This is a genomic window from Candidatus Poribacteria bacterium (assembly GCA_028820845.1).
Classification (GTDB): domain Bacteria; phylum Poribacteria; class WGA-4E; order WGA-4E; family WGA-3G; genus WGA-3G.
The window spans coordinates 1-3,131 of sequence record JAPPII010000096.1; the positions used below are offsets into that span (position 1 = coordinate 1).

General features: G+C 46.3%; 6 protein-coding genes. All 6 read right to left on the bottom strand.

The annotated features are described in order from the left end of the window. Positions 1–338 precede the first annotated feature (338 nt). Positions 339–839, bottom strand: coding sequence for a hypothetical protein (locus tag OXN25_17895; GenBank protein MDE0426727.1), 501 nt, complete (start codon positions 837–839; stop codon positions 339–341). A 153-nt stretch (positions 840–992) separates the two neighbouring features. Beyond that, positions 993–1,199 carry a hypothetical protein gene (locus OXN25_17900; GenBank protein ID MDE0426728.1) on the bottom strand — a complete coding sequence of 69 codons (207 nt, stop codon included), beginning with the start codon at positions 1,197–1,199 and terminating at the stop codon, positions 993–995. A 32-nt stretch (positions 1,200–1,231) separates the two neighbouring features. Continuing rightward, positions 1,232–1,525: a hypothetical protein gene (locus OXN25_17905; GenBank protein MDE0426729.1), complete on the bottom strand. Its 294-nt coding sequence runs from the start codon at positions 1,523–1,525 to the stop codon at positions 1,232–1,234. A 135-nt stretch (positions 1,526–1,660) separates the two neighbouring features. Beyond that, positions 1,661–1,864: a hypothetical protein gene (locus OXN25_17910; protein ID MDE0426730.1), complete on the bottom strand. Its 204-nt coding sequence runs from the start codon at positions 1,862–1,864 to the stop codon at positions 1,661–1,663. A gap of 316 nt (positions 1,865–2,180) precedes the next feature. Next, the gene (locus tag OXN25_17915) at positions 2,181–2,498 is read right to left on the bottom strand and encodes a hypothetical protein (protein ID MDE0426731.1); all 318 of its coding nucleotides are present in this window, start codon (positions 2,496–2,498) and stop codon (positions 2,181–2,183) included. Between the two features lie 9 nt (positions 2,499–2,507). Further along, positions 2,508–2,786, bottom strand: coding sequence for a hypothetical protein (locus OXN25_17920; protein ID MDE0426732.1), 279 nt, complete (start codon positions 2,784–2,786; stop codon positions 2,508–2,510). Positions 2,787–3,131 lie beyond the last annotated feature (345 nt).

Sequence of the window (3,131 nt, forward strand, 5' to 3'; positions counted from 1 at the left end):
GCTATTCGCGGTTCACTAATCGCTATTTGTTAAAAACGCTGTGATAGGGGAACATAGGTGGAAACCCCTCTTAAATTCAAACTAAATCGCGGTTCGCTATTCGCGGTTCGCTATTCGCGGTTCACTAATCGCTATTTGTTAAAAACGCTGTGATAGGGGAACATAGGTGGAAACCCCTCTTAAATTCAAACTAAATCGCGGTTCGCTATTCGCGGTTCGCTATTCGCGGTTCACTAATCGCTATTTGTTAAAAACTATAGGATAGGGGAACATAGGTGGGAACCCCTCTTAAATTCAAACTAAGTAATGGCTATTGACTATTGGTCTATGGCTAACGGCTATTCGCCCGTTCCATTTTGCGAAGGGGGCGGTTCATCGAAGGGAACACCTGCTGCCATAGCGGCGAGTCTCCGGGCATTCCACTCGGCTATCTCGCGATACACCTCAGTTTTCCCCCGCTCAATGCCTTGCTCAATGCCTTCTTCTCTGCCTTGTTCAATGCCTTCTTCTCTGCCTTGTTCAATGCCTTCTTCTCTGCCTTGTTCAATGCCTTCTTCTCGGCTTTGCTTTGCGGCTTGTTCTATCTTATGAAAATAAAGTAACATCAGGGTCCCTCCTAACTCAAAGAGCCCGAGAATACAGATGAGTGCATATTGCGAAAACGGAACGACTTCCTTCACGACGGTTCTAAAGGTATCCAGTGCCGTTTGTGCGTGCGGTGCCTCCACTCGCCAAATAATCACGGTATACACAATCGTCAACAAGAACAGGATCAAAAGCTGAAAAACAATCCATTCCAGTCGACTTGATAAGAAGGCTGCTCTCGGTTTTCCGTTCAATGAAACCTCTCTGCTGGCGAAGCTGCTGCCTTATAGGTAAATTCTATCACAAGTTGAATAGGGATATCAAGTATTTTTTAATGGCTGTTGGTCTATGGAAACTGTTGGTCTATAGCTCTTGGAAACCAATTGCCGAGAGCCAATAGCTATCCGCTATTCCCCATCACCCATCTCCGCCTTGTGGTCTTCTATAAACTGCTGGATAGCAGCATCACCATTTTTTTCTACAAACGCAGCGAGTTCCGACAAGAATTCGCGCGTGGCTTCCTGCCGACCTTCTTGTAGACCTTCTTGACGCCCTTTTTCTCTCCCTTCCTCAAGGATTTTTCGCTTGATGAGGTTAGAATAATAAAACAACATTTTCACAATCTCCCAGCGGCTATCTATCCTTTCTACACAGCAACAATGACTGCTGAGATAGCGATCACGATAGAAATGCCTGTGAGGAATAGGTGACGGACTTCTGAACGTCCTTCTAATTTCCCTTTTATCCACGAGATGTCGGACTTCATATCTGTCATATCTTCCCGCAACTTGGCTATATCTGCGTGGGATTCCTCGCGCAACTTGGCTATATCTGCACGGGTCTCCTCGCGCAGCCGTTCTATGTCTGCACGCGACTCTGCTCGCGATCGCTCTATCTCTTCGCGCAAATTTTCTATGGCTGTTAGGATGTGCTCTTGCATACTAAACCTCGTCTCAATCCAACTGCAATATGCAGTTCGCTAAAAACGCTGTGATAGAGGAACTTTCGGTGGGAACCCCTCTTAAATTCAAACTAAATCGCGGTTCGCTATTCGCTATTCGCGGTTCGCGATACGCTATTTGCCTGTTCCGTTTTGAGGTATTGCGGGTGGCGGCTCGTCAAAGGGGATGCCTTTTGCTTCCGCTTCCTGTCGCCGCCGCTCCCAATCCGCATGCCAAGCACTATAGACTTCGGCACGACCTTGCTCAATGCCTTCTTCTCTACCTTCTTCTCTGCCTTGCTTTGTGGCTTGTTCTATCTTATGAAAGTAAAATAACATAATCGCTATTCGCTATTCGCGGTTCGCTATTCGCCCGTTCCGTTTTCTTGATAAGAATGCTGCTCTCGGTTTTCCGTTCAATGAAACCTCTATTTTGGCGAAACTGCTGCCTTATAGATGAATTTTATCACAAATTGAATAGGGATGTCAAGTATTTTTGTAGTTCGCTGTTAGCAGTTTGCTATAGACGATTAGGAAACTGACAACTTATACGATTATACGTTTAAATGGGGTATTGGTTACAAGGGTTAATTGTTGTCTGAAGCAGGATTTACAAGATTTATCGGATTTTTCAGGATTATTGGGATTTATTGGATTATAGGAACTTATCGGATAAGTAGGTTGGTTTGTGAAAATACAACCCCGCACTAAAAGAACGCGCTCCTGTAAATCCGTAAAATCCTGAGAATCCCGCTTCTGACAATAAACAGCCAACAACCATTAGCAAACCGCGAATCGCCAATTGCCATCGGAAATAATTTATATTGGCGAGGTTCGGAAACCTCGCCAGCGGCAGCACTGAAAGCCCAGCGACAATCTCCCGCTGCGAATTGCGGTTCGCGGTTCGCGATTCGCGATAAAAAAAACAGGGCAGCGAACCGAAGTCCACCGCCCCGTTGGTATCATAATGCATTGGGTTTCACTAACACGCTTTGATGAAGGCAAGGATCACACCAATCACTGCAACCTCGGCACCAATCACCCATTTTAGCGTACCGATGCCTGCCTCAAGTCGATCCATACGTCGCCCAAGGTCGTCTACTTTTTCACTCAGAGCATCCACCTTTTCATTCGTCGTATTGAGATCGGATTTATCTGCTTTCTGATCAATCAAATAATCAACGCGTCCATCAAGACGATCTAATCGGACATTTATCTGTTTTAGCGTTTGCAGTAGCAGTTCGTTGAACTCGTTTGCCATGGATATGCCTCCTGCGTCATAGTATAGTAGAAAATGGCGATGGATGTCAAGCGAATAGCGGATAGCACAGGGCCATTCAATTGTCGGTTTTTTAGACATTTCTGCGGAGGGGTCGCGAGCTCGATGCGAATTGCGGTTCGCGGTTCGCTATTCGCAGTAAAAAAAACAGGGCAGCGAACCGAAGTCCACCGCCCTGTCGTAGTTGGTTAGTTAGAATTTCCCTGAACTACTTCTGTGATTTCAAATCACCCCACGTCGTCGTGGCTTTACCACCAGCAGAGACGTTACCGCGCAGATGTGTCGTCCGCAACGTCGTGCGTTCGCCATCCAAGGAAACATCTTCGA

What these genes read in the sequence shown, in the direction of transcription:
- OXN25_17915 (MDE0426731.1), bottom strand. Translation starts at nt 2,498, where the DNA reads ATGCATTATGATACCAACGGGGCGGTGGACTTCGGTTCGCTGCCCTGT.
- OXN25_17905 (MDE0426729.1), bottom strand. Translation starts at nt 1,525, where the DNA reads ATGCAAGAGCACATCCTAACAGCCATAGAAAATTTGCGCGAAGAGATA.
- OXN25_17920 (MDE0426732.1), bottom strand. Translation starts at nt 2,786, where the DNA reads ATGGCAAACGAGTTCAACGAACTGCTACTGCAAACGCTAAAACAGATA.
- OXN25_17910 (MDE0426730.1), bottom strand. Translation starts at nt 1,864, where the DNA reads ATGTTATTTTACTTTCATAAGATAGAACAAGCCACAAAGCAAGGCAGA.
- OXN25_17900 (MDE0426728.1), bottom strand. Translation starts at nt 1,199, where the DNA reads ATGTTGTTTTATTATTCTAACCTCATCAAGCGAAAAATCCTTGAGGAA.